Origin of the sequence: Aurantimonas sp. A2-1-M11, assembly GCF_036549475.1 — a bacterium.
Lineage (GTDB): Bacteria > Pseudomonadota > Alphaproteobacteria > Rhizobiales > Rhizobiaceae > Aurantimonas.
In genome coordinates this window covers 14,753-38,644 of the sequence record NZ_JAZHLI010000018.1, presented here as the reverse complement: position 1 = coordinate 38,644, position 23,892 = coordinate 14,753, and the positions used below count along the sequence as shown (strand labels likewise).

Annotated in this window: 17 protein-coding genes and 1 pseudogene; 16 read left to right on the top strand and 2 right to left on the bottom strand. The window is 68.5% G+C overall.

Annotated features, from left to right (window positions below; translation table 11 throughout):
• Positions 1–2 precede the first annotated feature (2 nt).
• The 14 genes and pseudogenes from VQ042_RS10360 (at position 3) to VQ042_RS10295 (ending at position 15,105) form a co-directional block, all read left to right on the top strand.
• Positions 3–349 (top strand): annotated as a pseudogene (locus tag VQ042_RS10360) (gene transfer agent family protein).
• Between the two features lie 53 nt (positions 350–402).
• Positions 403–612: a hypothetical protein gene (locus tag VQ042_RS10355; RefSeq protein WP_331818927.1), complete on the top strand. Its 210-nt coding sequence runs from the start codon at positions 403–405 to the stop codon at positions 610–612.
• Between the two features lie 340 nt (positions 613–952).
• Positions 953–1,270: a hypothetical protein gene (locus tag VQ042_RS10350; protein ID WP_331818848.1), complete on the top strand. Its 318-nt coding sequence runs from the start codon at positions 953–955 to the stop codon at positions 1,268–1,270.
• 84 nt (positions 1,271–1,354) lie between these two features.
• Positions 1,355–2,029 carry a response regulator transcription factor gene (locus VQ042_RS10345; RefSeq protein ID WP_331818846.1) on the top strand — a complete coding sequence of 225 codons (675 nt, stop codon included), beginning with the start codon at positions 1,355–1,357 and terminating at the stop codon, positions 2,027–2,029.
• Positions 2,007–3,395: an ATP-binding protein gene (locus tag VQ042_RS10340; RefSeq protein ID WP_331818844.1), complete on the top strand. Its 1,389-nt coding sequence runs from the start codon at positions 2,007–2,009 to the stop codon at positions 3,393–3,395. The genes VQ042_RS10345 and VQ042_RS10340 overlap by 23 nt, the downstream gene beginning before the upstream one ends.
• Positions 3,396–3,476: 81 nt before the next feature.
• The gene (locus VQ042_RS10335) at positions 3,477–3,881 is read left to right on the top strand and encodes a hypothetical protein (RefSeq protein ID WP_331818842.1); all 405 of its coding nucleotides are present in this window, start codon (positions 3,477–3,479) and stop codon (positions 3,879–3,881) included.
• Positions 3,882–4,014: 133 nt separating this feature from the next.
• A complete protein-coding gene (gene ccmI / locus VQ042_RS10330; RefSeq protein ID WP_331818840.1) occupies positions 4,015–5,202 on the top strand; it encodes a c-type cytochrome biogenesis protein CcmI in 1,188 nt (395 codons plus the stop codon).
• Positions 5,199–5,696: a cytochrome c maturation protein CcmE gene (gene ccmE / locus VQ042_RS10325; RefSeq protein WP_331818838.1), complete on the top strand. Its 498-nt coding sequence runs from the start codon at positions 5,199–5,201 to the stop codon at positions 5,694–5,696. Before ccmI ends, ccmE begins: the two co-directional genes overlap by 4 nt.
• Positions 5,693–7,684: a heme lyase CcmF/NrfE family subunit gene (locus tag VQ042_RS10320; protein WP_331818836.1), complete on the top strand. Its 1,992-nt coding sequence runs from the start codon at positions 5,693–5,695 to the stop codon at positions 7,682–7,684. Before ccmE ends, VQ042_RS10320 begins: the two co-directional genes overlap by 4 nt.
• Positions 7,681–8,169 carry a cytochrome c-type biogenesis protein gene (locus VQ042_RS10315; RefSeq protein ID WP_331818834.1) on the top strand — a complete coding sequence of 163 codons (489 nt, stop codon included), beginning with the start codon at positions 7,681–7,683 and terminating at the stop codon, positions 8,167–8,169. Before VQ042_RS10320 ends, VQ042_RS10315 begins: the two co-directional genes overlap by 4 nt.
• Before the next feature lie 150 nt (positions 8,170–8,319).
• The gene (locus VQ042_RS10310) at positions 8,320–9,825 is read left to right on the top strand and encodes a Do family serine endopeptidase (RefSeq protein ID WP_331818832.1); all 1,506 of its coding nucleotides are present in this window, start codon (positions 8,320–8,322) and stop codon (positions 9,823–9,825) included.
• 176 nt (positions 9,826–10,001) lie between these two features.
• Entirely contained in the window at positions 10,002–10,679 is a 678-nt protein-coding gene (locus tag VQ042_RS10305; RefSeq protein WP_331818925.1) for a response regulator transcription factor, read from the top strand.
• Positions 10,680–10,685: 6 nt separating this feature from the next.
• Positions 10,686–12,119 carry a sensor histidine kinase gene (locus VQ042_RS10300; protein WP_331818830.1) on the top strand — a complete coding sequence of 478 codons (1,434 nt, stop codon included), beginning with the start codon at positions 10,686–10,688 and terminating at the stop codon, positions 12,117–12,119.
• Entirely contained in the window at positions 12,088–15,105 is a 3,018-nt protein-coding gene (locus tag VQ042_RS10295) for a bifunctional [glutamine synthetase] adenylyltransferase/[glutamine synthetase]-adenylyl-L-tyrosine phosphorylase (protein WP_331818828.1), read from the top strand. Before VQ042_RS10300 ends, VQ042_RS10295 begins: the two co-directional genes overlap by 32 nt.
• 85 nt (positions 15,106–15,190) lie before the next feature.
• On the opposite strand, the gene VQ042_RS10290 is transcribed toward VQ042_RS10295, so the two are convergent.
• Positions 15,191–17,446, bottom strand: a complete 2,256-nt coding sequence (locus VQ042_RS10290; RefSeq protein ID WP_331818827.1) for a PAS domain-containing sensor histidine kinase — start codon at positions 17,444–17,446, stop codon at positions 15,191–15,193.
• 227 nt (positions 17,447–17,673) lie between these two features.
• Positions 17,674–20,319 (bottom strand): aminopeptidase N, encoded by a 2,646-nt coding sequence (pepN, locus tag VQ042_RS10285; RefSeq protein WP_331818923.1) that lies wholly within the window; start codon positions 20,317–20,319, stop codon positions 17,674–17,676.
• Positions 20,320–20,539: 220 nt separating this feature from the next.
• Here pepN and VQ042_RS10280 point away from each other — a divergent pair, with 220 nt between their 5' ends.
• Positions 20,540–22,840 carry a xanthine dehydrogenase family protein molybdopterin-binding subunit gene (locus VQ042_RS10280; RefSeq protein WP_331818826.1) on the top strand — a complete coding sequence of 767 codons (2,301 nt, stop codon included), beginning with the start codon at positions 20,540–20,542 and terminating at the stop codon, positions 22,838–22,840.
• A 61-nt stretch (positions 22,841–22,901) separates the two neighbouring features.
• Positions 22,902–23,855, top strand: coding sequence for a DMT family transporter (locus VQ042_RS10275; protein WP_331818825.1), 954 nt, complete (start codon positions 22,902–22,904; stop codon positions 23,853–23,855).
• Positions 23,856–23,892: the final 37 nt, after the last annotated feature.

The window sequence follows — 23,892 nt, the reverse complement described above, 5'->3', positions numbered from 1 at the left end:
CGGTGGCCGTCAATCGCCATCGCGGCGAGGTGCCGGCGGTCATCGACGGCCGGGAGCGCACGCTCTGCCTGACGCTGGGGCGCTGGCCGAACTGGAAGACGCCTTCGCCGCGGACAGCCTGGCCGGGCTCGTGGAACGCTTCGGCAGCGGACGGCTGTCGGCCCGCGACCTGTCGCGGATCCTGGCCGCGGGCCTGCGTGGCGGCGGCAGCGACGCCAGCCAGGCCGAGGTGGCGGCGATGCGGATCGAGGGCGGGGCGGCTGGCGCGGCGGCGGTGGCCGCGGCGCTTCTGGCGGCGGCCTTTGGCGCGCCGGACCGCGACACGGAGCCGCTGCCGCCAAACCCTTGAGCGCCGTGCCGGATCGCCCGGCGCCCGGCACGGCCTTTCCCTGGACCGAAGCGATGCAGGCGGGGCTCGGCCTGCTGCGGCTGTCGCCGCGCGCCTTCTGGGCGGCGACAGCCGCGCTAACTGGCCGCCGCCCTCGCGTCCTTCGGTGCAGCTGCCGGCGAACCACCGAAGCGCGCGGCGCTGGCCGCGCTGATGCACCGCTTTCCCGACCGCCCTGGCGCGACGCTGACGAGGTGAGACGATGGAGCCGGACGAGACTATGAAATGTCGCGATCGTCGCCGACACGAGCGGGGGTGGAGATCGACGAGGGGACCAGCGAGACGCTGATCCTATCGCTGACCAACGGCGCCGCCGCGATCGGCGCGGTGATCGCGATCCTCGTCCGGCTGGCCGCGCAGAAGACCTTGCGCTAAGCAAAGCGGATCTGTCAGGACCGCCATGCGTCCCGACGGGCGCATGGCGGCGTGTCTTTGGGAACGAAGACGGTGACAAAATCAGCGTCTTGCATCGGATCATTCATGGGCGGTTCAGCCAGACCTTGCTAGGAAGGGGCCGGCTGCCATGTCCATCGCCGGTGGCGTCTTTGTCTAGCTGGGCAATCCATGACCCGAATTGGTACCATCATCCTCGTCTCCCTTGCTGCCCTTACCTTTGCTGGTGGGCCGGTCGTCGCGCGGGACGGGCCGGGTGACCGGTCGCAGGAGGTCCGGCGGGCCGCGCCGGTCGCGGAGGGCCTCATCCACCTGGCCCAGGCCGATTGCTCGGGCGCCGGTGCCAAGGCCGCGGCCCAGACCGGCGGCGACGTGCTGTCGGTGTCGACGCGCACCGAGAATGGCCAGACGGTCTGCGTGGTGACGGTGCTGGTGCCGGGAACGGACGGTGGCCGGCCGCGCAAGACGACGGTGACGATCCGTCCGTGATATTAAGTGGCGCTGCGTCCGGCCGACGCAGGCCGACGTCGGGCTCGCACGGGGCCTGTACAGTGCAGAGAGGGGACGACCCGCATGCGGATACTCGTCGTGGAGGACGACCAGACGCTGAATCGCCAGCTGGTGGAGGCGCTGAATGGCGCCGGCTACGTGGTCGACAAGGCGATGGACGGCGAGGAGGGGCATTTTCTCGGCGATACCGAACCCTATGATGCGGTGGTGCTGGATGTCGGCCTGCCGGTGATGGACGGCATCAGCGTCCTGGAGCGCTGGCGGCGCGACGGCCGCACGATGCCGGTGCTGATCCTGACGGCGCGGGACCGATGGAGCGACAAGGTCGCCGGCATCGACGCAGGGGCCGACGACTACGTCACCAAGCCGTTCCATGTGGAGGAGGTGCTGGCACGCCTGCGCGCCCTGATCCGCCGGGCCGCGGGCCATGCCTCCTCGGAGATCCATTGCGGCCCGCTGCGGCTGAATACCCGCGCGGCGCGGGTGACGCTCGACGGCACGGCGCTGAAGCTGACCTCGCACGAATATCGCCTGCTCGACTATCTGATGCACCACCAGGACCAGATCGTCTCGCGCACCGAGCTGATCGAACATCTCTACGACCAGGATTTCGACCGCGATTCCAACACGATCGAGGTCTTCGTGGGACGGTTGCGCAAGAAGCTCGGCGGCGCCGAGCTGATCGAAACCGTCCGCGGGCAGGGCTACAGGATGCATGATGGCGGCTCCGGCGGTTAGATCCCTCACCGCACGGGTCATCGTCCTTTCCAGCCTCTGGGCGATCGTCGCCTTCGCGGTGGCCGGCGGATTGATCTCGACGCTCTACGAGGGCACGGCGCGCAAGGGCTTCGAGGACCTCCTGACGGCGCAACTCTACAATCTCGTCAACAGCGTCAGCGTCAGCGATTCCGGCTATCTGTCCGGCTCGCCCGACCTCGGCGACCTGCGCTACCTGCAGCCGCTGTCAGGCTGGTACTGGGAAGTCGTGCCGGCCAGCGCCAATACGCAGGGACGCCTGAGTTCCGGCTCGCTGGGAATCCTGGCGGTTCCGCCGGCCGCCACTGCCGAGGTGCCCTTCGACGCGGCCTACCGGCGCAGCTACGATGCGGGCGGGCTCGACGGGGAACTCTTGCGTGTGATCGAGACCGAAGTCGTGCTCGACAGCGAGAATCACGCGGCGCGCTTCCGGGTGATGGGCAATGCCAGCGTGGTGGCCGCGGAGATCGACCAGTTCGACCGCACGCTCACGCTGTACCTGGGCGCCGTCGGCGTCGGGACGGTGCTGGTCAATGGTCTCGCCATCCTGTTCGGCCTGGGGCCGCTGCGCGCGGTGCGCCGGGCGCTGAGCGACGTGCGGACGGGCCGGGCCGAGCGGCTGGAGGGGCGATTCCCGATCGAGCTCGAGCCGCTGGCCGTCGAGATGAACGCACTGATCGACAACAATCGCCGCATCGTCGAACGCTCGCGCACGCAGGTGGGCAATCTGGCGCATTCGCTGAAGACGCCGATCGCCGTTCTCGTCAATGAGGCGGGCGGGATGGGCAGCGAACGCGGCCGGGTGATCGGCGACCAGGCCGAACGCATGCGCAGGCAGGTGCAGCACTATCTCGATAGGGCACGGGTCGCAGCCCAGAGCGAGGGCGGCGTGTTCCGCACGCCGGTCGCCCCGACCCTGGAGCGACTGGTGCGGGTGGTCGCCAAGCTGAATCCGGGCATCGACCTGGCATTCGATCCGGACGATGCGGCAAATCTGGTATTTGCCGGCGAGCGGCAGGACCTGGAGGAGATCGCCGGCAATCTCTTCGACAATGCCGGCAAGTGGGCCAAGGCCCGCATTCGCGTCTCGGTCGAGCCGCTGGGCGTCGACCGCTTCTGCATGATCATTGAGGATGACGGGCCGGGGCTGACCGCCCAGGAGATCGTCGAGGCCAAGAAGCGCGGCACCCGCCTCGACGAGGCGACGCCGGGCAGCGGGCTCGGCCTTTCCATCGTCCTGGACATGGTGCGCGAATATCGCGGCGCGCTCGATCTCGGCCGTTCGGACCTGGGCGGGCTGAAGGCGACGGTGACGCTTCCCCGCGCCCTGGGCGGGATCGACGCTTGACATGCCGGCCAAGACCCATGATCTCCGGCGGGCTTCCCTGGCGCAGTCTTGCGGCGGGCCTGCGGTATTCGGATGGATCATATGCGCATTGTCTTGAAGCTCCTGATTCCCGTTCTGGCGCTGCCCGTATCGGGCTGCCTGAGTGCGGGGCTGGGGGGCGGCACGCTGTTGCCGCCGACCGCCGGCGTGGCCGCCATGGAAGGCGGTCTGATCGGGCAGGACCCGGTGGGCCGGACGCTGCCGGACGATGCGCGCGCGCGGGCGCTGGAGGCGGAATTCCAGGCGCTGAACTTCGCCATGGCCGGGCAGCCGGTAGCGTGGAAGGCCGATGGCTACAGCGGCGAGGTCGTGCCGACCCAACTCTACCGCGTCGGCTCGCAGGACTGCCGCGGCTATTCACATGTGTTCCAGGGCGAGTCGCCGGCGATCAAGGCTGTCGGCACCGCCTGCCGGACAGCCGATGGCTTGTGGAAGCCGGTCGTATGATGTCTGCCCGCGTGGCCGTCGTTGAACCGAGCGGCCGGGGCCTGACACGAGCCGCAGGCCGACGTTCGAAGCGGGCGCCGGCGAGACCTTGGGCCGCGTTTCGTTTCGCAGCCGCCGTTTGTATAAGGATGGCATGATCTTCTGGTTTATCGCAGCCGTCATGACGGCTGCCGTCACGCTTCTCGCCCTGTGGCCGCTGCTGCGGTCCAGGCCCGTCCACCTCGCCAGCCGGGCCGAGCACGACGTCGAAGTCTATGCGGCGCAGCTGCGCGAACTCGACGCCGACGTGGCGCGCGGCGCCATGGCGCCGGCGGAGGCCGAAACGGCGCGGGCCGAGATCGGCCGGCGCCTGCTGCGGGCGGCCGATCGCGGCAAGGCCCAGGGCGAGGCGGGTGCCGCGCCCTGGAAACGGCCGATGATGCTGGCCACCATGGCGGCGGTGGCGATCCTGGTGCCGCTCGTATCGGTCGCGCTGTATGCCGAATTCGGCGGGGGCGGGCGTCCCGACCTGCCGCTGGCCGAGCGGCGCGCCCCGGCGAGCGCACCCGGCGACATCCAGACCCTGATCGCCGGCGCCGAGGAGCGGCTGCGCGCCGAGCCCGAGGACGGTCGCGGCTGGGACGTCTTGGCGCCGATCTATCTGCGGATCGGCCGCACCGAGGACGCGGCGACAGCCTTCCGCAATGCCATTCGCCTGAACGGAGCCTCGGCCGCGCGCGAAAGCGGGCTTGGCGAGGCGCTGACCCAGATCGCCGGGGGCGACGTGACGGACGAGGCGGCGGCGGCGTTCGAGCGCGCCCTGGCGCAGAATCCCGATCATCTGCCGGCGCGGTTCTTCCTCGCCCTGAACCTGTCGCAGGAAGGGCGCCGGGACGAGGCCGCGACCGCCTGGACTCGGCTGGTGGAGATGAGCCCGCCCGACGCGCCCTGGCTTGAAATCGCCAATGCGGCGATCGCCGATGCGCGCGGAGACGCGGCGCCGGCCGCCGGCACGGCGCCCCTGGCGCAGACGGCGCCGGCCCAGGGTCCGGACGGGGCCGATATCGCCGCGGCCGCCGAGATGGCGGCGGACGATCGCCGGGCGATGATCGAGGGCATGGTGTCGCAGCTTGCGAGCCGGCTGGAAAGCAACCCCGACGATGTGGAAGGATGGAAGCGGCTGATCCGATCCTATACGGTTCTGGGTGACGCGGACGCCGCGGGAGCGGCCTATCGTACGGCGACCCAAACCTTCGCCCCCGAATCCGCCGCCGGCCGGGAAATCGCCGCTTTCGGCGACGAGCTTGGGCTGACCGCCGAGGGAAAGACGCAGACACAATGACCCGCAAGAACAAACGCCTCGCCTCGATCGCCACGATCCTCGTCGTCATCGGCGGCGCGGCGGCCCTCGTCCTGACGGCGCTGTCCGACAGCGTGGCCTATTTCCACTCGCCCAGCGACATCGTCGCCAAGGCGCCGGCGGCCAGCCAGCGCATCCGGCTCGGCGGCCTCGTGGAGGCCGGCTCGGTCGTGCGCGACGGCTCGCAGCATGTCAGCTTCAAGGTCACGGACACGCTGCAGAGCGTCGAGGTCGCCTATACGGGCCTGCTGCCCGACCTCTTCCGCGAAGGACAGGGCGTGGTCACCGAAGGGACGCTGGGTCCGGACCGGATCTTCATGGCCGACACCGTGCTGGCCAAGCATGACGAGAACTACATGCCGAAGGAGGTCGTCGACGACCTCAAGGCCCGCGGCCTGTGGGAAGACGGCAAGGGCATGGTCGGCGGCGACACGACGCCCGTGTCCATGACGGCGACTCCGGAGGCCGGCTCGTGATCGTCGAAATCGGCCATTACGCGCTGATCCTGTCGCTGGCTCTGGCGATGGTGCAGTCGGTGCTGCCGGCGATCGGCGCGCGCACCGGCGACGCCCGCCTGATGGAGACCGGCCCCATCGCCGCGACCGGCGGCTTCGTCCTGCTGATGATCGCCTTCTCGGCGCTGACGGCGGCCTATGTCACCTCGGACTTCTCGGTTCTCAACGTCTTCGAGAACTCCCATTCGCAAAAGCCGATGCTCTACAAGGTCACCGGCGTGTGGGGGAACCACGAGGGCTCGATGCTGCTGTGGGTGCTGATCCTCAGCCTCTTCAGCGCGCTGGTCGCCCTGTTCGGCCGCGACCTTCCGGCCAGCCTCAAGGCCAACGTCCTGTCGGTGCAGGCCTGGATCACGGTCTGCTTCCTCTTGTTCATCCTGATCACGTCGAACCCGTTCACCCGGGTGATCCCGGCGCCGATGGAGGGGCAGGACCTCAATCCGATCCTGCAGGACATCGGCCTCGCGATCCATCCGCCGCTGCTCTATCTCGGCTATGTCGGCTTCTCGATCTCCTTTTCCTTCGCCGTTGCCGCCCTCATCGACGGGCGGATCGACGCCGCCTGGGCGCGCTGGGTGCGGCCGTGGACGCTGGTGGCCTGGGTGTTCCTGACCGCCGGCATCGCGATGGGCTCCTACTGGGCCTATTACGAGCTCGGCTGGGGCGGCTGGTGGTTCTGGGACCCGGTGGAGAACGCCTCCTTCATGCCCTGGCTGTCGGGCACCGCGCTCTTGCATTCGGCGCTGGTCATGGAGAAGCGATCGGCGCTGAAGATCTGGACGATCCTTCTGGCGATCCTGACCTTCTCGCTGTCGCTGCTGGGCACGTTCCTGGTGCGCTCCGGCGTCCTGACGTCGGTGCACGCTTTCGCCGTCGACCCGGAGCGCGGCGTCTTCATCCTGGCCATCCTCTGCCTGTTCATCGGCGGGTCGCTGGCGCTGTTCGCGCTGCGGGCCTCGTCGCTGGAGGCAGGTGGCCTGTTCGCTCCGATCAGCCGCGAGGGGGCGCTGGTCGTCAACAATCTCTTCCTGACCACGGCGGCCGCGACGGTGCTGGTGGGCACGCTCTATCCGCTGCTGCTGGAAGTGGTGGGCGGCGCCAAGATCTCGGTCGGCGAGCCGTTCTTCAACCTGACCTTCGGCCCGCTGATGGTGCCGCTGCTGTTCGCCGTGCCCTTCGGCCCGCTGCTGGCGTGGAAGCGCGGCGACCTGCTGGCGGCGGCCCAGCGGCTGTATTTCGCCATCGGCGCGGCAATGCTGACCATCCTGGTGGCCGTGGCGCTGACCTCGGGCACGCGCATCCTGGCGGCCCTGGGCTTCGGCCTGGCGGTGTGGCTGATGGCCGGCAGCCTGACCGATCTCTTCGTGCGGGCGAATTTCGCCAAGGTCGGCTGGCGCACCGGCCTTTCGCGGCTGCGCGGCCTGCCGCGGTCGGCCTTCGGCACGGTGCTCGCCCATTTCGGGCTCGGCGTCACTGTGCTGGGCGTGATCACGGCCTCGGCCTTCGAGACCGAGACGGTGACGACGATGCGGGCCGGGCAGACGGCTGAGGCCGGCGGCTACGAGATCCGCTACGACGGGGTGCAGCAGCGCCAGGGCCCCAATTTCGAGGAGCAGGTGGGCACCTTCACCCTGCGCCGCGACGGCCTCGATGCCGGCACGATGGAAAGCTCCAAGCGGTTCTATCCGGCGCGGCAGATGCCGACGACGGAGGCCGGCATCCATACGCGCTGGTTCTCGCAGCTCTACATATCGCTTGGCGACCCGTCGCCGGACGGCAGTTCGATCGTGGTGCGCATCTGGTACAAGCCGCTGATCACGCTGATCTGGATCGGCACGATCTTCATGGCGGCCGGCGGCACGGTCTCGCTGTTCGACCGGCGCCTGCGCGTCGGCGCACCGGCCCGCAGCCGCAAGCGCCTGGCCTCGGGTGCGGGAGCCGGGGCATGAGGGGCTGGCGGTCTCTTGCCGCGAGCCTGGCCCTGGCCGTCCTCGTCATGGCTGGGGGCCCCGCGACTGGTCCGGTCCTGGCGGTCACGCCCGACGAGGTGCTGAGCGATCCGGCGCTGGAATCGCGCGCGCGCGACCTGTCGGCGGGGCTGCGCTGCCTGGTCTGCCAGAACCAGTCGATCGACGATTCCGACGCCGATCTCGCCAAGGATCTGCGGCTTCTGGTGCGCGAGCGCCTGGTCGCCGGCGACACCAACGACGAGGTCATCAACTATCTGGTCTCGCGCTACGGCGAGTTCGTGCTGCTGAAGCCGCGCTTCGACTGGGCGACGCTGGCGCTGTGGGGAACGCCGATCGTGGTGCTGCTGGCCGGGGTGGGATTTGCGATCGTCACCGTGCGCGGCCGGCGCAAGGCCACGACCCCGACGGCGCTTTCGCCGGAAGAGGAAGCGGCGATCGCCGACGTGGTGCGCGCCCGCGACTGATCGCGCGCCGGTGCGATCTTCGAACCTTACGAAGATGTCACGCGCCAGAAAAGGTCCCGTAATCTGGCGACCCCTAGATTGGCTCGTATCGATGGCGCCGGATTCGGTCCGGCGTCATAGGGATCGAAGACCAATCGAAGAGGGTTTCCAATGCGGAACGATGCAAACAAGACGAAGCGCAGCGGCCTGATCGCCGGCGTCCTGGCCGCAGGCGTGGCCAGCGTCGCGCTGACCGGCGTCGTCGGCAACACGGTGCCGGTGTTCGCCGAGCCGGTGAAGGTCGACGCACCGGTGCAGAATTTCGGGTTCGCCGACGTGGTGGAGAAGGTCTCCCCGGCCGTCGTCTCGGTCCGCGTGACCCAGGAAGTGATGCCGGCCATGTCGAATGGTCGCGGTATGGCCAGCCCCTTCGAGAGCCTGCCGGAAGACCATCCGCTCCGCCGCTTCTTCGACGTGCCCGGCCGCGACGGCATGCCGAACGGAATGCGCCCGGACAGCGAGCCGCGGAGCCGCATGGGCCAGGGCTCGGGCTTCTTCATCTCCGACGACGGGTTTGTTGTAACCAACAACCACGTGGTCGAGGGCGGCAGCGAGTACACGGTCGTCATGGATGACGGCACGGAATACGACGCCGAGCTGATCGGCACCGATCCGCGCACCGACCTCGCGCTGCTCAAGGTCGACGAGGACGACACCACGTTCACCTATGTCGAGTTCGGCGACGATGACGCCGTGCGCATCGGCGAATGGGTCGTGGCGGTCGGCAATCCGTTCGGCCTCGGCGGCTCGGTGACGGCGGGCATCGTCTCGGCGCGCGGCCGTGACATTGGCGCCGGCCCCTATGACGACTTCCTGCAGATCGACGCCGCGGTGAACCGCGGCAATTCCGGCGGTCCGGCCTTCGACCTCAACGGCAGGGTGATCGGCGTCAACACGGCGATCTTCTCCCCGTCGGGCGGCAATGTCGGCATCGCCTTCGCGATCCCGGCCTCGGTGGCAAAGGACGTGATCCAGTCGCTGCGCGAGGATGGCAATGTCGAGCGTGGCTGGCTGGGCGTGCAGATCGCGCCGGTGACCGACGACATCGCCGAGGCGGTCGGCCTGGACAAGGAGCAGGGCGCGATCGTCACCCTGCCGGACACCGACACGCCGGCGACCAAGGCCGGCATCAAGACCGGCGACGTGATCACAGCGGTGAACGGCACGGAAGTCGAGGGCCCGCGCGAACTCGCCCGCATGATCGGCAATTATCGTCCGGACACCACGGTCGAGGTCACCGTCTGGCGGGATAACGAGTCGCAGGACATCTCGGTCGAACTGGGCAATCTGTCCAACCTCGACGAAGCTGCCTCGGCCCGCGGCTCCAGCGTTCCGGTCGATCCGTCATCGCTTTCGGGCTACGGCCTGACCCTGACCCCGTCCGAGGATGGCGAGGGTGTCGTGGTCACCGACGTGACGCCCGATTCCTCGGCCTCCGAGAAGGGCATCAAGGCAGGCGACGTCATCATTGCGGTGAACGGCAAGACGGTCGAGTCCCAGAAGGACGTGCAGGCGGCCATCGATGCGGCGGCCGAGTCCGGCCGCAAGGCAGCGCTGTTCCAGCTTGAGACCGAAGGCCAAAACCGCTTCGTCGCACTGCCGATCGCCAAGAGCTGATCACAACCTGACGGCGGGGCCTTTCGCCCCCGCCACTCTCATCGGCGGCGGCTGACCGACGCGCCCGGCTTTCGTCCGGCACGTCCGGTCCCGCCGCTTTTCTTTTGCGCCGACTGGTTCACATAGAAGAAATCGCCATGTCCCTCTCCCCGAGCCCTGCGACGTCGTCGAACCCCATGCGCATCCTGATCATCGAAGACGACAGCGAAGCTGCGGCCTACCTGGTCAAGGCACTGCGCGAGGCCGGTCATGTCGCCGAGCACGCAGCCGACGGCGACGACGGGTTCCACATGGCCGACAGCCGCAGCTACGACGTGCTGATCGTCGACCGCATGCTGCCGCGGCGCGACGGGCTGTCGATCATTTCCGGCCTGCGCGAAAAGGGCAACGAGACGCCGGCGCTGATCCTGTCGGCGCTGGGGCAGGTGGACGACCGCGTCACCGGGCTGCGGGCCGGCGGCGACGACTATCTGGCCAAGCCCTTCGCGATCTCGGAGCTGCTGGCGCGGATTGAGGTGCTGGGGCGGCGGCGCGGCGGCAAGGACGTCGAGACCGCCTACAAGGTGGGCGACCTGGAACTCGACCGCCTGTCCCACGAGGTGCGGCGCAATGGCAAGACGATCGTCCTGCAGCCGCGCGAATTCCGGTTGCTGGAATATCTGATGAAGCACGCCAACCAGGTCGTGACCCGCACGATGCTGCTGGAGAACGTCTGGGACTATCACTTCGACCCCCAGACCAACGTCATCGACGTGCATATCTCGCGCCTGCGCTCCAAGATCGAGCGCGACTTCGACACGCCGCTGCTCCATACCGTGCGGGGCTCGGGCTACATCATGCGCAGCGACGCGTAAGCCGCCATGGAGCGGTTGAAGGCCCTGATGCGCATGACCGCCGTCCGATTGTCGGCGGTGTATTTCCTGCTCTTCTCGATCGCCGCGGTGATTCTGGTCTTCTACGTCACCGCCACCGCGTCGAGCATCCTGCAGAACCAGAGCCGGGCGGCGATCAACGAGGAAATCGGCGAGATCGCGCAGATCTACGACGCCGCGGGAATCGCCGGGCTGGTGCGCACCATCGACCGCCGTGCGCGGCAGCCGGGCGCCTCGCTCTATCTCGTCACCGACGCCACGGGGCGGATACTCGCCGGCAACGTGGAAAGCCTGCAGGCTGGGGTTCTCGACGAGGGCGGCTTCACCGAACAGCCCTTCGGCTACGAACGGTTCGCCGACGATCCTGGCGACCGCTATCATCTGGCGATCGCCCAGGTCGTCCGCATGCCCAATGGCATGCGCGTCCTGGTCGGCCGCGACCAGACCGAGCAGGAGCGCTTCCGCCAGATCGTGCGCAGTGCGCTGATCCTGGCCTTTGCCCTGATGGGCGGGGCGGCGCTGTTCGCCTGGTTCCTCGTCGGGCGGCAGGCGCTGCAGCGCCTGGACCGCATGTCGGGTGCCAGCGCGCGCATCCTCGCCGGCGACCTGACCGAGCGGCTGCCGGTGACCGGCACCGGCGACGAATTCGACCGGCTGTCGGACAATCTCAACACGCTGCTGGCCCGCGTCGCGCTCCTGCAGGAAGGGCTGCGGCAGGTCTCGGACAATATCGCCCATGATCTGAAGACGCCGCTGACGCGGCTGCGCAACCGCGCCGAGGCGGCCTTGTCCGCCGATGTCGATGCAGCGGGCACGCGCGTCGTGCTGGAGGGAATGATCGCCGAGGCGGACCAGATGATCCGCACCTTCGACGCGCTGCTGATGATCTCGCGGGTCGAGGCGGGCTCCCATCCGGTGCTGAAGACACGGGTCGACGTTGCCGAAATCGTCGCCGATGTGTGCGAACTCTACGAGCCCCTCGCCGAGGAGGTTGGCGCGGCACTGGTCTTTTCGCCGAGCCCGCCGGTCGAGGCCTCGGTGAGCCGCGAACTGATCGCCCAGGCGCTGTCGAACCTGATCGACAACGCCCTCAAATATGGCGTCGAGCCAGGCCGCGAGGCGACGATCTCCGTCGGCCTGGACCTGCATGATGGCGTCTGCCGGCTGTCGGTATCCGATGACGGGCCGGGCGTGCCGGCCGACAAGCGCCTCCGCGTGCTGGAGCGTTTCTACCGCCTCGACCAGAGCCGCTCCCGCCCCGGCTCGGGCCTCGGCCTGTCGCTGGTCCAGGCGATCGCGCGGGTCCATGGCGGCCGCCTCGTGCTTGAGGATGCCGGCCCGGGCCTTAGAGTGGTCCTGGAGTTTCCTCAGGATGGAAAGACGATCGCCGATGGCGAAGCAGGACACGGCCCAAGACCATGAGACCGATCTCGGCATAGGCGGCGACATCGCGCCGTCGCCGCTCGATCCCGGCAAGGCCGAGGCCTGGCTTGCCGATCTGGCCAAGGCGGCGGCAGGGCAGGAGCTGACGCGCCTGGGCGGATTCCTGGCAGGCGGCGGCCCCGATGTCGCGCGGCTCGGCGCGCTGCTCGACCTGTCCAGCTATCTCAACACGCAGATGCTCCAGCATCCCGAATGGCTGGACGCGCTGTCCGACCAGCCCGCGCGCGAGCGGATCGCGGCCCGGATCGTCGAACTGCGCGAGATGGAGCTGGAGGATCAGGGCGAGACGGCGCTGATGAGCGCGATCCGCCTGATCAAGCGCGAGGTCTCGCTGCTGATCGCGCTGCGCGACCTGTTCGGCGCGGCCAGCGTGGCGGAGACGACCGCCGACCTGTCCAGCCTCGCGGAGGCGGCGATCGGGACGGCGCTGCGCTTCTGCCTGCTGTCTGCTCACGGCAGCGGCAAGATCGTCCTGCCCGACCCGGCCGACCCGGAGACGGGCTGCGGCCTGTTCGTCCTCGGCATGGGCAAGCTCGGCGCGCACGAGCTGAACTATTCCAGCGACGTCGATCTCATCGTCTTCTTCGATCCCGAGCAGTCGGTCGCCGCCGATCCGACGGAAGCCGTCGACACCTTCTCGCGCCTGGTGCGGCGGCTGGTGCGAATCGTCGGCGAGCGCACCGCCGACGGCTACGTCTTCCGCACAGATCTCAGGCTGCGCCCGGATCCGGGCGCCATGCCGCTGGCGATCTCCACCGACGCGGCGATGAGCTATTACGAGGGAAGCGGGCGCAACTGGGAACGCGCCGCGATGATCAAGGCGCGCACCGTCGCCGGGGACCGGGAAGCGGGCGAAGCGTTCCTGCAGGAGCTGACGCCCTTCGTCTGGCGCAAATATCTCGACTTCGCGGCGATCGCCGACATCCAGGCGATGAAGACCCGGATCGACCGCCATCGCGGATTCGACGACATCGCGGTGGGCGGCCACAACGTCAAGCTGGGCCGCGGCGGCATTCGCGAGGTCGAGTTCTTTGTCCAGGCCCAGCAGCTCATCGCCGGCGGCCGGGCGCCGCAATTGCGCAGCCGGCGCACCGACGAGGCGCTGCAGGGACTCGCCGAGGGCAGCTGGATCACCGCCGACACGGCGCGCGACCTCCTTCAGGATTACTGGTTCCTGCGGCGCATCGAGCACTGCATCCAGATGGTGGCGGACGAGCAGACCCATACCCTGCCGGAGGACGAGGAGGGGCTGGAGAGGATCGCGCGACTGGCCGGCTTCGAGAGCCGCGAGGCCTTCGCCGAGGCGCTTCTGTCGCATCTGCGCCGGGTCGACCGGCATTATTCGAGCCTGTTCAATGACGGCCGCGAACGCGACGCCGGGGACGGCGAGGACGCTGTGTCCAAGCGGCTCCTGTCTAGCGAGGACGATCCCGAGGCGCTGGCCCGGCTGACGGAGCTGGGCTTTTCCCGGCCCGAGGACGTCGCGCGCATCGTGCGCGGCTGGGGGTTCGGGCGCTACCGTTCGACCCGCTCGGAGACGGCGCGCGAACGCCTCGCCTCGGGCCTGCCCATGCTGCTGGCGGCCTTTTCCAACGCCAAGGATCCCGACGGGGCGATCGCGGCCTTCGACACCTTCCTGGCGGGGCTGCCGGCAGGCATCCAGTTCTTCTCGCTGATCGCCTCCAATCCCCGCATCCTCGACCTTCTGGCGCTGATCATTACCTCGGCGCCGGCGCTGCGCGAGACGATCGCGGCCCGCCCGCACGTCTTCGACGCGCTGCTCGACCCGGCCTTCTTCGACGAGGTGCCCGACAGCGAGCTAATGGCAGAGCGGCTAACGACCTTCCTGTCGGAGGCGAACGGCTACGAGGACATCCTGGCGCGGCTGCGCATCTTCGCCTCCGAACAGCGCTTTCTCGTTGGCGCGCGGCTGCTCAGCGGCGTCGTCGACGTGGCCGAGGCGGGGCCGGCCTTCTCCAGCATCGCCGATGTCGTGCTCGACGCGACGCTGAAAGCCGTCGGCGATGCCTTCGCCGAGAGGCATGGCCGCGTCGCCGGCGCGCGGCTGGCGCTGCTGGGCATGGGACGGCTGGGCAGTCGCGAGCTGACGGCCGGCTCCGACGTCGACCTCATCCTCCTCTACGACCATGCCGACGCGGTGGAGGAATCGGATGGCGAGAAGCCGCTTACGACCGGGCTTTACTTTGCCCGTCTCACCCAGCGGCTGATCGCAGCGCTGACCGTGCAGATGCGCGAGGGCATCCTCTACGAGGTGGATTTCCGCCTGCGACCATCGGGCAACATGGGGCCGCTGGCCACCCGCATCGACTCGTTCCGGCGCTACCAGGCGACGGATGCCTGGACATGGGAGCGCATGGCACTGACCCGCTCCCGGCCGATCGCCGGCGACGCGGATTTCCGCGGCGAGATCGCGCAGACCATCTGCGACGTGCTGGGCGAGGCGCGGGACGAGGCGACCACCAGCCGCGACGTGGCCGACATGCGCGCACGCCTCGATCGCGAGAAGCCGCCGAAGGGGCCGCTGGACCTGAAGCTCGTGCCCGGCGGGCTGATCGACCTGGAGTTCTTGGCCCAATGGGCGCTGCTGACCGGCCGCGCCGATCCGGTCCTCCTCGGCAGCCCGACCGTCACGGTGCTGGATGCCGCCGACCTGGCCGCGACCGATGCCGAGGGGGCGCCGATCGACCTTCCCGGCGCGATGCGGACCTATACGTCGGTGATCCAGATCCTGCGGCTCGGTCCGAGCGGGGTGGAACGCATCGAGGATCTGCCGCCGGGCCTCGCGGACCGGCTGACGCGGGCCCTCGATCTGGATGCAGCGGACGCGGTGGCGCCGCTCCTGGCCGAGACTGCCGCGCGCGTCCGGCTTGCCTTCAACGCGCTGCTGCCGCCATCAGGCGACACGGACGCGGCATCTGCGGATCCGAAGACCCGGGCCGGATAGCGCGCCGGGCGCCAAGGCGGGCTGGAGGAGAGGCGCGGCGCGCATTCCAGGCGGGCGACACCCGAGGACGTTGCCTTGCACGACGTCAGGCGACGGCCGCTGCCTGGTGCAGGGCGTTCGCGTGTGCCGGGTCGGGTACGAGCGGTAGTCGGATCGCGACGATGGTGCCCTGGCCGACCTGCGAACTGATCCGCATGCGTCCGCCCTGGAGGGCGACCAGCGAGCGGGCGATGGCGAGGCCGAGGCCGGTGCCCTTGTTGGTGCGTGTCAGCTCGTTCTCGATCTGCTCGAAGGGCTTGCCGAGGCTCTTCAGGGCGGAGCGGGGGATGCCCATGCCGTTGTCGGCGATGGTGATCAGCGCATGGTCGCCGACCGTGCGCAGCTTCATCCGCACGGTCCCGCCGGAGTCGGTGAACTTCACCGCGTTGGAGAGCAGGTTGAGCACGATCTGCTTGGTCGCCCGGCGATCCACCGTCAGTTCCATGCGCTCCGGGACTACGGTGTCGAGGCGGATCGCCTTCTGGTCGGCCTGCACCTCGATGATCTTGCCGGTCTCCGTGGCGATCTCGCTGAGGTTGATGGTCTCGGGGTTGAGGACCAGACGCCCGGCCTCGATCTTGGCCATGTCGAGGATGTCGTTGATCAGTTTGAGAAGGTAATGGCCGCTCTGGTGGATGTCCTCGGCATATTCACCGTATTTCGGGCAGCCGATCGGGCCGAAGGTGCCCTGGCGCATGATCTCGGAGAAGCCGAGGATGGCGTTGAGGGGCGTGCGCAGTTCGTGGGACATGTTGGCGAGGAAGGTGGTCTTGGCGCTCGAGGCGGTCTCGGCGCGTTCCTTCTCGACGGCATAGTTCTTGTTCAGGTCGGTGAGCTGCACCGCCTTGCGCTCGGCGTCGCGCCGGGCGATCGACAGATCGTCGATGACCGCCATCAGCCGGCGCTCGGAATCCGACAGGCGCGCCTGATGCAGCTTGAGCTGGGTCACGTCCGTGCCGATCGAGACGAAGCCCTCGTCGCCGGTGCGGCGCTCCGACAGGAGCAGCCAGCGGCCGTCGGGCAGCAGCGCCTCGGATGCCCGCTCGCCGCTGGCGAAGGTCGGGCTGGTCACGGCATGGCTGTCGATCGGCTTGCGGGCCTTGGCCATGACGGTGGCCAGCGGCGTGCCGCGGGCGACGTCGGCCTCGCTCAGGCCGAAGGTCTCGCGGTATTTCGAGTTGCAGAGCACCAGACGGTCCTGGCTGTCGCACAGGACGAAGGTCTCGGAGATGTTCTCGATGGCGTTGTTGAGCTGGGTGTTGGCCTCGTCGGTGCGCCGGGCCAGTTCCTGCTGATCGGAGACGTCGACGGCGATGCCGATCAGGTGGACCTCGTTCTCGGCGGTGCGAGACACCTCGGCGCGGGCGCGCAGCCAGACATAGCTGCCGCTGCGATGGCGCATGCGGAAGACGCGGTCGAGGCTGGTGATCTTGCCGGCGGCGACCTGGCGGGCGACCTCGAACAGGCTGCCATCGTCGGGATGCAGCAGCGGCGCGATGTCGCCGAAGGCCAGGACGCTGTCCTTGGGGCAGAGGTCGAGGATCTCGTACATCGAGCGCGACCAGTACATGCGGCCGCGGGCGATGTCCCAGTCCCACAGGCCGCAATGGCCCCGCGACAGGGCGGTGTCGACCCGCTGATGGGTCTCCAGATACAGCGCGTCGGCGTCCTGCGCCCGCGTCGCCTGGCGGAAATAGGCGTAGAGGACGACCAGCATGATGGTCGAGGTCAGCGCGAAGAGGGTGACGTTCACCGAGACAGAATGCCGCCATTCGGACAACAGGTCGCTCTCGCGCTGGACGAAGGTCAGGATGCCCTGATTGTCGGCGAGGCGGGCACTGGCGACCAGGGCCGGTTCGGTGCCGAAGCGCGTGTCCTGTACGCCGGCCCGCTCGCCGAACATCAGGAGTTCCTGATGCTCTCCGATCAGGCGCTTGAGATCGGCGCCGACGAGGTTCTCGTAGCCGGGCATGGCGGCGACGATCATCCCGTCAGTGTCGCTGACCACGGCGAAGCGGCCGTGGCGCAGGAGTTCGTCGGGCAGGGCGCTGGCCAGGAGGTCCTCGGCGAGCGAGACACCGTCGCCACTGGCCTCGGCGACGTAGCTCTCGGCGCGCATCAGGGCGGTGGCGATGGTCAGGTCGCGGACCGCCGATTCCTCCAGCGTCATCCGTTCCTCGACCAGGGTCGCAAGGCGGATGATCGCGGCCAGGGCCAGGAAGGAGACGATCAGGACGGGGATCGAGCGGCGGAGGATTTTCTCGGACCGCAGAAGCTGCTGATAGGCCGGAGCCGCCAGCATCTTGGCATGTCCTGCGATTTCGGTTCGCGCATTCAGCAGGGTCTCGAATCGAGACAATAGTCCGCCTGCCGGCGCGTTGGACGCGTCCGCTCGCATGCTCACCCCTCGTAACCGCATCTTAACGATCCGAAACGCCGCCGATCCGAATCATTACCAATTGAGCAAAAGCGAATCACCTTGTCCAGCGCGCAATTGCGGCAAAATCAGGGAGTCAACGAATTGACGAGTCATTTCAAAGACCTCCCCAAGATATCGCGAAGATCTGTCGAAAGGCCTTGAGTCTCAACCAGTTGACGCAGGGTCGTCTCGGCCTGGTCGCGGCGGGCCTCGTCGAAGCTGCGCCAGGACCGGAAAGCGGTGGCAATCCGGGCCGCGATCTGGGGGTTCAGGCGGTCGAGCTCGACCAGCTTCCCGGCGATCCAGCGGTAGCCCGCCCCGTCCTGCCGGTGGAAGGCGAGCTGGTTTGCCGCCGCGAAGGTGCCGAGGACGGCCCGCACGCGGTTGGGATTGCGCAGCGAGAACTTCGGATGGCCGGTGAGGGTGATCGCCGTGTCCAACGCCTCGACGCGCGGGATCGTCGCCTGAAGGGCGAACCATTTGTCGAGCACCAGTTCGTCGGTCTCGAAGCGCTGGTAGAAATCCGCCAGCGCTTCCTGCGAGGCGGGCGCGTCCGGGAAGCGATGGACCAGAATAGCAAGCGCGGCGAGGCGGTCGGTCATGTTCGAGGCACTGGCATATTGTGCCTCGGCTGCGGCCGGATCGCCCGTCGCGGCCGTCAGATAGGCGAGCGCCGCATTGGCAAGGGACCGTCGGCCGGCGCTCTCGGCGTCCGGTGAGAACGCCTTTGGCGTCGCCATCTCGGCGGCCAGACGCTCGAAGACCTGCACGCCCCTGGTGCCGATCGCCTTGCGGGCGGCCTGCACCACCTCGTGGACGATCTGCGGGTCGACGTCGCGGCCGAGCATGCGCGCGATGTCCGGTTCGGCGGGCAGGGCCAGGGCCTGGGCTCGGAAGGCGGGCTCCAGAGCGGCGTCGGCGGCGGTGGCGAGAACCGCGTCCACGATCTCCGGGGGCAGCGGGGCCGCGGCCGTGGCGCCACCTTCGCGGCAGGCGCGCAGCAGCGCCTCGCCCGTCAGGTCGTTGAGGGCGCTCCAGCGGTTGAACAGGTTCGGATCGAGCCGTGCCAGCGCCAGCCGGTCGGCCTCGCTCTGGGGGAAGTCGAGATTCACCGGCGCCGAAAAATCCCTCAGAACGGAGAGATAGGGTTTCTCGCCGAGATTCTCGAAGACCAGGACCTCCTCGGCCTCGGTGAGATGGATGACGTCGCCCTCGACATCGGCGCCGTGGGTGGGCGTGGCCTCCTTGTCCTGGCCGTTGGAGCCGACGAGGCCGAAGCGGACCGGGATGTGGACGGGATCGGTGCGGGTACCGGCGGCGCCCCTGGCCAGCGACTGGCGGAGCGTCACGGTCAGCCGGTCGGCCGCCGCGTCGTACTCCTCGCGGACCGACAGGGTCGGCGTGCCGGCCTGATTGTACCAGACCGCCAGATGCGAGAGCTCGGCGCGGGTGGCCGCCTCGAAGCAGGCGAGGAAATCCTCGATCGTCGCCGCATCGCCGTCATGGCGCTCGAAATAGAGGTCCATTCCCTGGCGAAAGCCGTCCTGGCCGAGGATGGTGGCGATCATCCGGACGATCTCGGCGCCCTTGTCGTAGACGGTCGCCGTGTAGAAATTGTTGATCTCGCGGTATTCGGTCGGCCGGACCGGATGCTGCAGCGGACCCTGATCCTCGGGAAACTGGTGGGCCTTCAGCTTGCGGACCTCGCCGATGCGCTGGACCGTGGCGGAGCGCTCGTCGGCGCTGAACTCCTGGTCGCGATAGACCGTCAGGCCCTCCTTCAGGCAGAGCTGGAACCAGTCGCGGCAGGTGATGCGGTTGCCGGTCCAGTTGTGGAAATATTCGTGGGCGATCACCGTCTCGACGCCGGCATAGTCGCCATCCGTCGCCGTCTGCGGGTCGAGCAGCACGTATTTGTGGTTGAAGACGTTGAGGCCCTTGTTCTCCATCGCGCCCATGTTGAAGTCGGCGATGGCGACGATGTTGAAGACGTCGAGGTCGTATTCGCGGCCGAAGCGGCGCTCGTCCCAGACCATCGAGCGCCGCAGCGCGTCCATGGCGTAGCCGGCCTGTCCGGCCCGGCCCTTCTCGGTATGGACGACGAGATCCACCTGCCGGCCGCTGGCCGTGGTGAAGGGCTCGCGGATGGAATCGAGATCGCCGGCGACCAGGGCGAAGAGATAGGCCGGTTTGTTGAACGGGTCGTCCCAGACGGCGAAGTGACGGCCGTCGGGCAGGTCGCCGCTCTCGGCCGGGTTGCCGTTGGACAGGAGCACCGGGGCTGCCGCCTTGTCGGCCTCGATGCGGACCTTGTAGGGCGCCAGCACGTCGGGACGATCGAGGAAATAGGTGATGCGGCGGAAGCCCTCGGCCTCGCACTGGGTGCACCAGATGCCGTTGGAGCGATAAAGGCCCATCAGCTTGGTATTGTCCTCGGGCACGATCCGCGTGGCGATGTCGAGGAGGAAGCGGTCGCGGGCCGGCACGCTGCGAACCGTGAGCCGCTCGGGCGCCGCCTCGTAGGCGTCGGCCGCCAGCGCGGTGCCGTCGAGGACGAGGCCGGTCAGCGTCAGTTCGTCGCCGTCCAGCACCAGCGGCACATCTTCGGCCACGCCGTCGCGGCGCTCCAGCACCAGCCGCGTGTCGATCTCGGCGCTGCCCTCGAACAGGCGGACCGTCATGTCCATCGAATGGAGGATGAAATCGGTCGGCCGATAATCTTCGAGCCGGATCGTCTGGCCATCTTCACTGCGCAGCATTGGCTTCCCTTTCCTGAATTCCCGGGCAGTTAGACCGCAAACGGCATATTGCCAATCGCCGGGCCCGGGCCGGCGCGGGCAGGATCGCGCCGCGCCGCGCACTCGACGGGCTGCACCGGAAGCAATAAGTGGTGTTTAAGAACATCGTGGCCGATCCTCCCGCCCCGCGCGGGCCGTCGCGTCCACGACGATCGGTTCGCGTCGAAGGAGCTCTCCCATGAACGTCATGACCCCCAAGTTTGGCCTCGGCGCGTCGGTGCTGCGCAAGGAAGATGACGCGTTCCTGCGCGGCGAGGGCCACTATACCGACGACGAGACCCGCGAGGGCCTGCTGCATGCCGCCGTGGTGCGCTCGCCGCATGCCCATGCCAGCTTCACCATCACCGACCTGGAGACCGCGCGCGCCGCGCCCGGCGTGCAGATGGTGCTGACCCATGCCGACATCGCCGAGCTCGGCGAGGTGCCGTGCCTGGCCACCCCCAAGCAGGCCGACGGCAGCCCGTTCCAGCCCCATGACGCGCCGGTGCTGTGCCGCGACGTGGTACGCCATGTGGGCGACGCGGTGGCCTTCGTGGTGGCTGACACGGCGATCCAGGCGCGCGACGCGGCCGAGCTGGTCGAGGTGGACTACACGGTGCTCGACGCCGTCAGCGACCTGGTCGCCGCCAAGTCCGGCGACGGGGCACTGGTCTGGAACGACCGCGCGGCGAACATCGCCGGCCACATGCACGAGGGCGACCGGGCCAAGACCGAGGCAGCCTTCACCGAAGCGGCGCATGTGACCACCATCGACCTCGTCCAGAACCGTCTCGTCTGCAACTACATGGAAGTGCGTTCCTCGGTGGGCGAATACGATGCGGACACCGAGCACTACACGCTGATCACCGGCAGCCAGGGCGTTCACGGCATGCGCGACACGCTGGCGGCGCGCGTCCTGAAGGTCGGCAAGGACAAGGTCCGGGTGATCACGCGGGACGTCGGCGGCGGCTTCGGCACCAAGGCGTTCCTGTATCGCGAGCATGTTCTCGTGCTGGTCGCGGCGCAGCGGCTGGGCCGGCCGGTCAAGTGGACCGCCGACCGCACCGAGCATTTCGTCACCGACGCCCATGGCCGCGACAATCTGGTGACCGGCACCATGGCCATGGATGCGGACGGCCGCTTCCTGGCGCTGAAGGTCGATCTGCACGCCAATCTGGGCGCCTATGCCTCGCAGTTCGGGCCGATGATCCCGTGGTTCGGCATGTCGATGGCGACGGGCCTCTACGACATTCCGGCGATCGACGTGGATTGCCACATGTATTACTCGAACACCGTGCCCGTCGACGCCTATCGCGGCGCGGGACGGCCGGAAGCGGCCTATCTGATCGAGCGGCTGGTCGACGAATGCGCCATCGCGCTGGGGCTGGCGCGCGACGAGATCCGCAAGCGCAACTTCATCCGCCCCGACCAGTTGCCGTACCGCACCCCGATCGGCCGTCTCTACGACACCGGCGATTTCGCCGGCCATCTCGACGCCGCCCTGCGGAAGGCCGGCTGGGGCAGCTTCGAGACGCGGCGCGCGGCGGCCAAGGCCGAGGGCAAGCTGCGCGGCATCGGCTTTGCGACCTATGTGGAAGCCTGCGCCTTCCCCGGCTCGGAGCCGGCCTATGTCGAGCTGACCCATGAGGGACGGATCGAGCTGAAGATCGGCACCCAGACCAACGGGCAGGGCCATGCCACGGCCTATGCGCAGTTCGTCGCCGAGGCGCTGAAGCTCGACTACGACCTGATCGACGTGCGCCAGGGCGACACCAACGACACGCCGACCGGTGGCGGCACCGGCGGGTCGCGGTCGATCCCGCTGGGCGCGGTCTCCGTGCGCCGGGCGAGTCAGTCGCTGGCCGAGAAGCTGAAGAAGCTGGCCGCCAACGAGCTGGAAGCGGCGGCCGTCGACATCGAGCTGGAGGGCGGCGAGGCGCGGATCGTCGGCACCGACCGGGCCATCGGCTTTGCCGCGCTGGCCGCGGCGGCGAAATCCGACGACGACCGCAAGGCGGTCGGCGAGTTCAAGCAGGACGAGGCGACCTATCCGAACGGCACCCATGTCTGCGAGGTCGAGATCGACCCGCAGACCGGCACCACCGAGCTTCTCGCCTATACGATCGTCGACGATTTCGGTGTGACGGTGAACCCGATCCTGCTGGCCGGCCAGATCCATGGCGGCGTCGCCCAGGGGATCGGCCAGGCGCTGATCGAGAACGCCGTATACGACGAGACCGGTCAGCTGGTGACCGCCAGCTTCATGGACTACGCCATGCCGCGGGCCTGGGACTTTCCGTTCTTCGACTTCCAGACCCGCAACGTGCCTTCGACGACCAACGCGCTCGGCATCAAGGGCGCCGGCGAGGCGGGCACGATCGGGGCAGCGCCGGCGGTGATGAACGCCGTCGTCGACGCGCTGCGGCCGGCGGGCGTGTCCCATATCGACATGCCGGCGACGCCGCTGCGCGTCTGGGAGGCGCTGCAGGCAGCGCGCTGAGACACGCGGCGGGGGATCGCACGGCCCGGCGGCAGGTGCCGCCGCGAAGGGGACAGCCGGCATGAACAGTTCGACGGAGGACGGGCGGATCTCCCGCCCGATGCTCGGAATCTTGCTGAAATGCATTTCCGTGGTGATCTTCGTCGGCATGCAGACGGCGATCAAGTCGGGCGGCGACGGCATTCCGCCGGGCGAGATCGTGTTCTTCCGCTCGTTCTTCGCGCTGATCCCGGTGGCGATCTATCTCGCCTGGCTCGGCGACCTCGGCACCGCGCTGAAGACCGACGATTTGCCCGGGCATGTCTTGCGCGGCCTCGTCGGCGTCACCTCGATGGGCTTCGGCTTCTTCGCGCTGACGCGGCTGCCCTATCCCGAATGGATCACCATCTCCTATGCGGCGCCGCTGCTCACCGTCGTCTTCGCCGCGGTGTTCCTGAAGGAAGTGGTGCGGCTCTATCGCTGGAGCGCGGCGATCGTCGGGCTCTTCGGCATCGGCGTGGTGACGCTGCCGAGCCTGTCGGTGACGGCCAAGCCGCTCGATGACGCGGAGCTGATCGGCATCGGCGCGGCGCTGATCTCGGCCACGGTCGCGGCCGTCGCGATGATCCAGATCCGCCGGCTGGTGCGCACCGAGGCGACGGCGACGATCGTGGTCTATTTCTCGCTGACCTGTTCGGTGATCTCGGCGCTGTCGGCATTCTTCTTCGGCTGGGTGATGCCGAGCCCCGAGCAGGCGGCGTTTCTCGTGGTGGCGGGGCTGTGCGGCGGCGTCGGCCAGCTGCTCCTGACCTCGGCCTATCGCTATGCCGACGCCTCGACCGTCGCGCCGTTCGAATACACCTCGATGATCCTGGCCATCGCCATCGGCTATTTCCTGTTCGGCGAGGCCGTCGGCGCCGCGACGCTGATCGGCGGCGGCATCGTCGTGTCGGCCGGCATCTTCATCATCTGGCGCGAGCACCGCCTGGGCATCGAGCGCAGCAAGGCCCGACGGGTGTCGCCGCCGGGCGGGTGAGTCCAAGGACGAGACTTCAGACGGCGGCACGTTCGTA

Bases quoted from the DNA above. Each gene is read 5' to 3' on its own strand.
- VQ042_RS10355 (WP_331818927.1), top strand. From the start codon at position 403: ATGCAGGCGGGGCTCGGCCTGCTGCGGCTGTCGCCGCGCGCCTTCTGG.
- VQ042_RS10350 (WP_331818848.1), top strand. From the start codon at position 953: ATGACCCGAATTGGTACCATCATCCTCGTCTCCCTTGCTGCCCTTACC.
- VQ042_RS10345 (WP_331818846.1), top strand. From the start codon at position 1,355: ATGCGGATACTCGTCGTGGAGGACGACCAGACGCTGAATCGCCAGCTG.
- VQ042_RS10340 (WP_331818844.1), top strand. From the start codon at position 2,007: ATGATGGCGGCTCCGGCGGTTAGATCCCTCACCGCACGGGTCATCGTC.
- VQ042_RS10335 (WP_331818842.1), top strand. From the start codon at position 3,477: ATGCGCATTGTCTTGAAGCTCCTGATTCCCGTTCTGGCGCTGCCCGTA.
- ccmI (WP_331818840.1), top strand. From the start codon at position 4,015: ATGATCTTCTGGTTTATCGCAGCCGTCATGACGGCTGCCGTCACGCTT.
- ccmE (WP_331818838.1), top strand. From the start codon at position 5,199: ATGACCCGCAAGAACAAACGCCTCGCCTCGATCGCCACGATCCTCGTC.
- VQ042_RS10315 (WP_331818834.1), top strand. From the start codon at position 7,681: ATGAGGGGCTGGCGGTCTCTTGCCGCGAGCCTGGCCCTGGCCGTCCTC.
- VQ042_RS10310 (WP_331818832.1), top strand. From the start codon at position 8,320: ATGCGGAACGATGCAAACAAGACGAAGCGCAGCGGCCTGATCGCCGGC.
- VQ042_RS10305 (WP_331818925.1), top strand. From the start codon at position 10,002: ATGCGCATCCTGATCATCGAAGACGACAGCGAAGCTGCGGCCTACCTG.
- VQ042_RS10300 (WP_331818830.1), top strand. From the start codon at position 10,686: ATGGAGCGGTTGAAGGCCCTGATGCGCATGACCGCCGTCCGATTGTCG.
- VQ042_RS10295 (WP_331818828.1), top strand. From the start codon at position 12,088: ATGGCGAAGCAGGACACGGCCCAAGACCATGAGACCGATCTCGGCATA.
- VQ042_RS10290 (WP_331818827.1), bottom strand. From the start codon at position 17,446: ATGCTGGCGGCTCCGGCCTATCAGCAGCTTCTGCGGTCCGAGAAAATC.
- VQ042_RS10280 (WP_331818826.1), top strand. From the start codon at position 20,540: ATGAACGTCATGACCCCCAAGTTTGGCCTCGGCGCGTCGGTGCTGCGC.
- VQ042_RS10275 (WP_331818825.1), top strand. From the start codon at position 22,902: ATGAACAGTTCGACGGAGGACGGGCGGATCTCCCGCCCGATGCTCGGA.